Annotated in this window: 7 protein-coding genes; 4 read left to right on the top strand and 3 right to left on the bottom strand. The window is 67.6% G+C overall.

Features of this window, described 5'->3' with window-relative positions:
- The 3 genes from AAC997_RS01620 to AAC997_RS01630 form a co-directional block, all read right to left on the bottom strand.
- Positions 1-220: hypothetical protein (locus tag AAC997_RS01620; protein ID WP_340643953.1), on the bottom strand; the 220-nt coding region annotated here is incomplete at its 3' end.
- A 233-nt stretch (positions 221-453) separates the two neighbouring features.
- The gene (locus AAC997_RS01625) at positions 454-894 is read right to left on the bottom strand and encodes a cupin domain-containing protein (RefSeq protein WP_340643954.1); all 441 of its coding nucleotides are present in this window, start codon (positions 892-894) and stop codon (positions 454-456) included.
- A gap of 75 nt (positions 895-969) precedes the next feature.
- The gene (locus AAC997_RS01630; RefSeq protein WP_340643955.1) at positions 970-1,293 is read right to left on the bottom strand and encodes a DUF1476 domain-containing protein; all 324 of its coding nucleotides are present in this window, start codon (positions 1,291-1,293) and stop codon (positions 970-972) included.
- A 237-nt stretch (positions 1,294-1,530) separates the two neighbouring features.
- On the opposite strand from AAC997_RS01630, the gene purC reads away from it, so the two are divergent.
- Genes purC through purQ form a run of 4 tightly spaced genes read left to right on the top strand, consistent with a single transcriptional unit; the run spans position 1,531 to position 3,611 of the window.
- On the top strand, positions 1,531-2,289 hold the full coding sequence (purC, locus tag AAC997_RS01635; protein WP_340643956.1) for a phosphoribosylaminoimidazolesuccinocarboxamide synthase: 759 nt from the start codon (positions 1,531-1,533) through the stop codon (positions 2,287-2,289).
- Positions 2,289-2,528: a phosphoribosylformylglycinamidine synthase subunit PurS gene (gene purS, locus AAC997_RS01640; protein ID WP_340643957.1), complete on the top strand. Its 240-nt coding sequence runs from the start codon at positions 2,289-2,291 to the stop codon at positions 2,526-2,528. The genes purC and purS overlap by 1 nt, the downstream gene beginning before the upstream one ends.
- A 20-nt stretch (positions 2,529-2,548) precedes the next feature.
- Positions 2,549-2,899: a hypothetical protein gene (locus tag AAC997_RS01645; protein ID WP_340643958.1), complete on the top strand. Its 351-nt coding sequence runs from the start codon at positions 2,549-2,551 to the stop codon at positions 2,897-2,899.
- A 49-nt stretch (positions 2,900-2,948) separates the two neighbouring features.
- Positions 2,949-3,611, top strand: coding sequence for a phosphoribosylformylglycinamidine synthase subunit PurQ (purQ, locus tag AAC997_RS01650; protein WP_340643959.1), 663 nt, complete (start codon positions 2,949-2,951; stop codon positions 3,609-3,611).
- Positions 3,612-3,634 lie beyond the last annotated feature (23 nt).

Raw genomic sequence — 3,634 nt, forward strand, 5'->3', positions numbered from 1 at the left:
CCAATGAGATGGCCGCCGCGGCGGTGGCGGCCGCGTAGGTCGCGGCGTCTTCGGCGGCGAAGGGCTCGTCCAGGGCCTGGGTCAGGGCCGGCGCCGCCAGCGCCAGCGCAGAGGCCAGACCCAGCGCGACAATCAGGGAGCGCGGCGCCCGGGGCGCGCGGTCGCGGGCCCTTCCAGCGGTGGGACCTGATCCCTCAAGGCGTTCGGCGACGCGCGGCATGATGCAGTCCCCCCAGACCAACGGCGCAGCCTAGGTCGGAGTTCAGCCCCGCGAAACAGCCTTCGCGCCGAAGGATGCCGCCACTCAACCCTCACCGTGTCGAGAGCGTGCAATGCGCGTCTCCGGGCGGGGTTGGGATCGAGGCGGTACACCCGCCGTGCGGGAGACACAGACGACCCCGGTCAGGTCCCCAGGTCGCCGCGAAAGGACGTCCAAGGGGGCGAAACGGCGGCCTAACCCTGGCCCGGCGCCCACCCCGCGGCCGCCAGCTCGAACGCCGCGAACTCGAACCCCGGAACCACCACGCAAGCCACCAGCGACCAGCCCTCCGCACTGGCCTCCGCCGCCTGCCACACGCCCGGCGCCACCACGTGCTGCGGTGCGTCGCCTGACAGAAGGTCGGCGCCCAGTCGCACCTCGCCGATGGGGCCCGCGTCACGCCTCGCCGTCCTCAGAGTCAGAGATGCGCCCGCCTGAAACAGCCACAACTCGGTGGCGTCGATGCGGTGCCAGTGCGAGGTCTGTCCGGCCTCCAGCAGGAAGAGGATGGCGGTGCCGGGGCTTCGGACACCGGTGTCGGAGGGCGCACGCCAGGTCTCGCGATACCAGCCGCCCTCAGGGTGCGGGGCCAAGCCCAGGCGGGCGATCACGGCGGCGGCCGATTCGACGGTCATCAGGGCAGCAGACACAAAAAACGCCGCCCTTGCGAGGCGGCGTTCCTGTCGGACGGGTCCGAAATCAGGTGCGGGTCAGGTTCCCGCGCGGATGGCTTCGCGGGCCTGGGCCAGCAATTCGTCCATCTTCATGCGGACCTCGCCCTCGCTGGTGTTCACGCCGGAGCCCTTGAGGTCCTCGAACACCTTGCGCAGCACGTCCTCGTCGCCCGGCAGTTCGAAGTCAGACTTGATCACGGCCTTGGCGTATTCGCCCACGCGTTCGCCCTCCAGGCCCATCAGGCCCGCGGCCCATTCGCCCAGCAGCCGGTTGCGGCGGGCCCCGGCCTTGAATTCCTGGTCCTGGTCCAGGGCGAACTTGTTCTCAAAACCGCGTTCGCGGTCGTTGAAGGTGGTCATGCGGTCTCCGGGATGCGGCCTTAACGGGGTTGCATATCCCCTGGCGCGCGCGCTCGCAACGCAAAGGCGCGTGCTCGGGTCCGATGGCTGTTTGCGAAGCGGGGTCCGATCGTCTATTTTTCGCCAGCCTCAGATCGGCGAGAGGCTTGGAGTCGGGATCGCGCGCGTTGGGACCAACGGCGCGCGTTTTTCGTTTCGGCTCCAGCCAAAACCCTCGCCACGTGGAGAAGGCTGCGTATGACCACCCGCCGCAAGAAGATCTTCGAAGGCAAGGGCAAGATTCTCTATGAGGGGCCCGAGCCCGGCACCCTCATCCAGTACTTCAAGGACGACGCGACAGCCTTCAATTCCCAGAAGAAAGCCATCCTCGAGGGCAAGGGCGTCATCAACAACCGCATCAGCGAGTATGTGATGACCCGGCTGAACTCGATCGGAGTTCAGAACCACTTCATCCGGCGCCTGAACCTGCGCGAGCAGCTGATCCGCGAGTTGGAGATCATCCCGCTGGAGGTGGTCTGCCGCAATGTGGCGGCTGGCTCGCTCTCGCAGCGCTTCGGCCTGCCCGAGGGCCAGGCCCTGCCGCGCTCGATCATCGAGTTCTACCTGAAGGACGACAAGCTGGGCGACCCGATGGTCACCGAGGAGCACATCACCGCCTTCAACTGGGCCTCGACCCAGGAGATCGACGACATGATGGCGCTCACCTTGCGCGTGAACGACTTCCTCACCGGCACCTTCGGCGCGGTCGGCATCACCCTGGTGGACTTCAAGGTGGAGTTCGGCCGGCTGTGGGAAAATGACTTCGCCCGGGTGATCCTGGCCGACGAGATCAGCCCCGACAGCTGCCGGCTCTGGGACGCCCAGACCAACGAGAAGCTGGACAAGGACCGATTCCGCCGCGATTTGGGCGACGTCATCGAGAGCTATACCGAAGTCGCCCGGCGGCTGGGGATCATGAAAGAGATGCCCACCGTGATCCAAGGAGGCCTGCACTAGTGCGCGCGAAAGTTCATGTGTTCCTGAAACCCGGCGTGCTGGACGTCCAGGGCAAGGCCGTCGAGGCCGCCCTGCACGGCCTCGGCTGGGGTCATGTCGAAGGCGTCCGGGTCGGCAAGACCATCGAGTTTGATCTCAAGGGCAAGGACGCCGCCGAGACCGAGCGCGAGGTCAAGGACATGAGCGAGAAGCGGCTGGCCAACCCGGCCCTCGAAAGCTACCGGGTCGAGGTGGCGTGAGGCCCTGGGCGCTCCCGCTGATGGGGGCGCTCCTGCTGTCGGCCTGCGCCGAACCTGAGCCTGCGGGCGCGCCGCCGCTGAAGCTCGACTGCGCCCTCGGCTTCGAGGCCCTCAGCGCGCAGATCGTGACCGCACCAGGCATGAAGCCGGCGGTCAAGGAGCGGGGCGAGCCGTTCCGCTACTACAACGCCGAGGGCGGACAGAGTTCCTACATGCTCACCGAGCCCGGAGCCCCGGGACATCCGGCGATCCTCAAGCAGCAGGTCACCCCAACAGGCATCACCAACTCCGGCTGCGCCTATGGCGACGAGAAGGGCTACGCCGAGCTGGTCGCCTATCTCGAGGCCCTGGCCAAGGCGCGCGCGAAATGAGCCTGCCCCAGCCTGGAAATCCCGCTCAAATCGGCCTAGGAACGCGCCCATGAAAGCCGCCGTCATCGTCTTCCCTGGGTCCAACTGCGACCGCGACTGCAAGGTCGCCATCGAACGCTCCACCGGCGCGACCGTCGACATGGTCTGGCACGGCGACACCGCCCTGCCCCATGGCCTGGACCTGATCGTCCTGCCGGGCGGGTTTTCCTATGGCGACTATCTGCGTTGCGGGGCCATGGCCTCGTTGTCGCCGGTGATGAACGAGGTCAAGCTGGCCGCCGAGCGTGGCGTGGCCACCGTCGGCATCTGCAACGGCTTCCAGGTGCTGTGCGAGGCCGGCATGCTGCCCGGCGCCCTGCTGCGCAACGAGGCGCTGAAATATGTCTGCAAGCCGGTGGCGCTGGAGGTCACCAACGCCCAGACCCGCTTCACCGCCGGCTATGCCGGTCGCCGCGAGGTGACCATGACGGTGGGCAATGGCGAGGGGAACTTCTTCGCCGACGCCGACACCCTGGCCCGCATCGAGGGCGAGGGGCAGGTCGTGTTCCGTTACCAGGACAATCCGAACGGCTCCACCAACGCCATCGCCGGCGTGGTCAATGCCCGGGGCAATGTCCTGGGCCTGATGCCCCACCCCGACCGCGCCTTCGAGGCCGAGCTGGGCTCCGCCGACGGCGCGATCCTGTTCCAGAGCGCGCTCGCCAGCGCCTAGCCGTTCGGACCCAATTGCGCGAT

This window comes from Phenylobacterium sp., from assembly GCF_037968635.1.
Classification (GTDB): Bacteria; Pseudomonadota; Alphaproteobacteria; order Caulobacterales; family Caulobacteraceae; genus Phenylobacterium.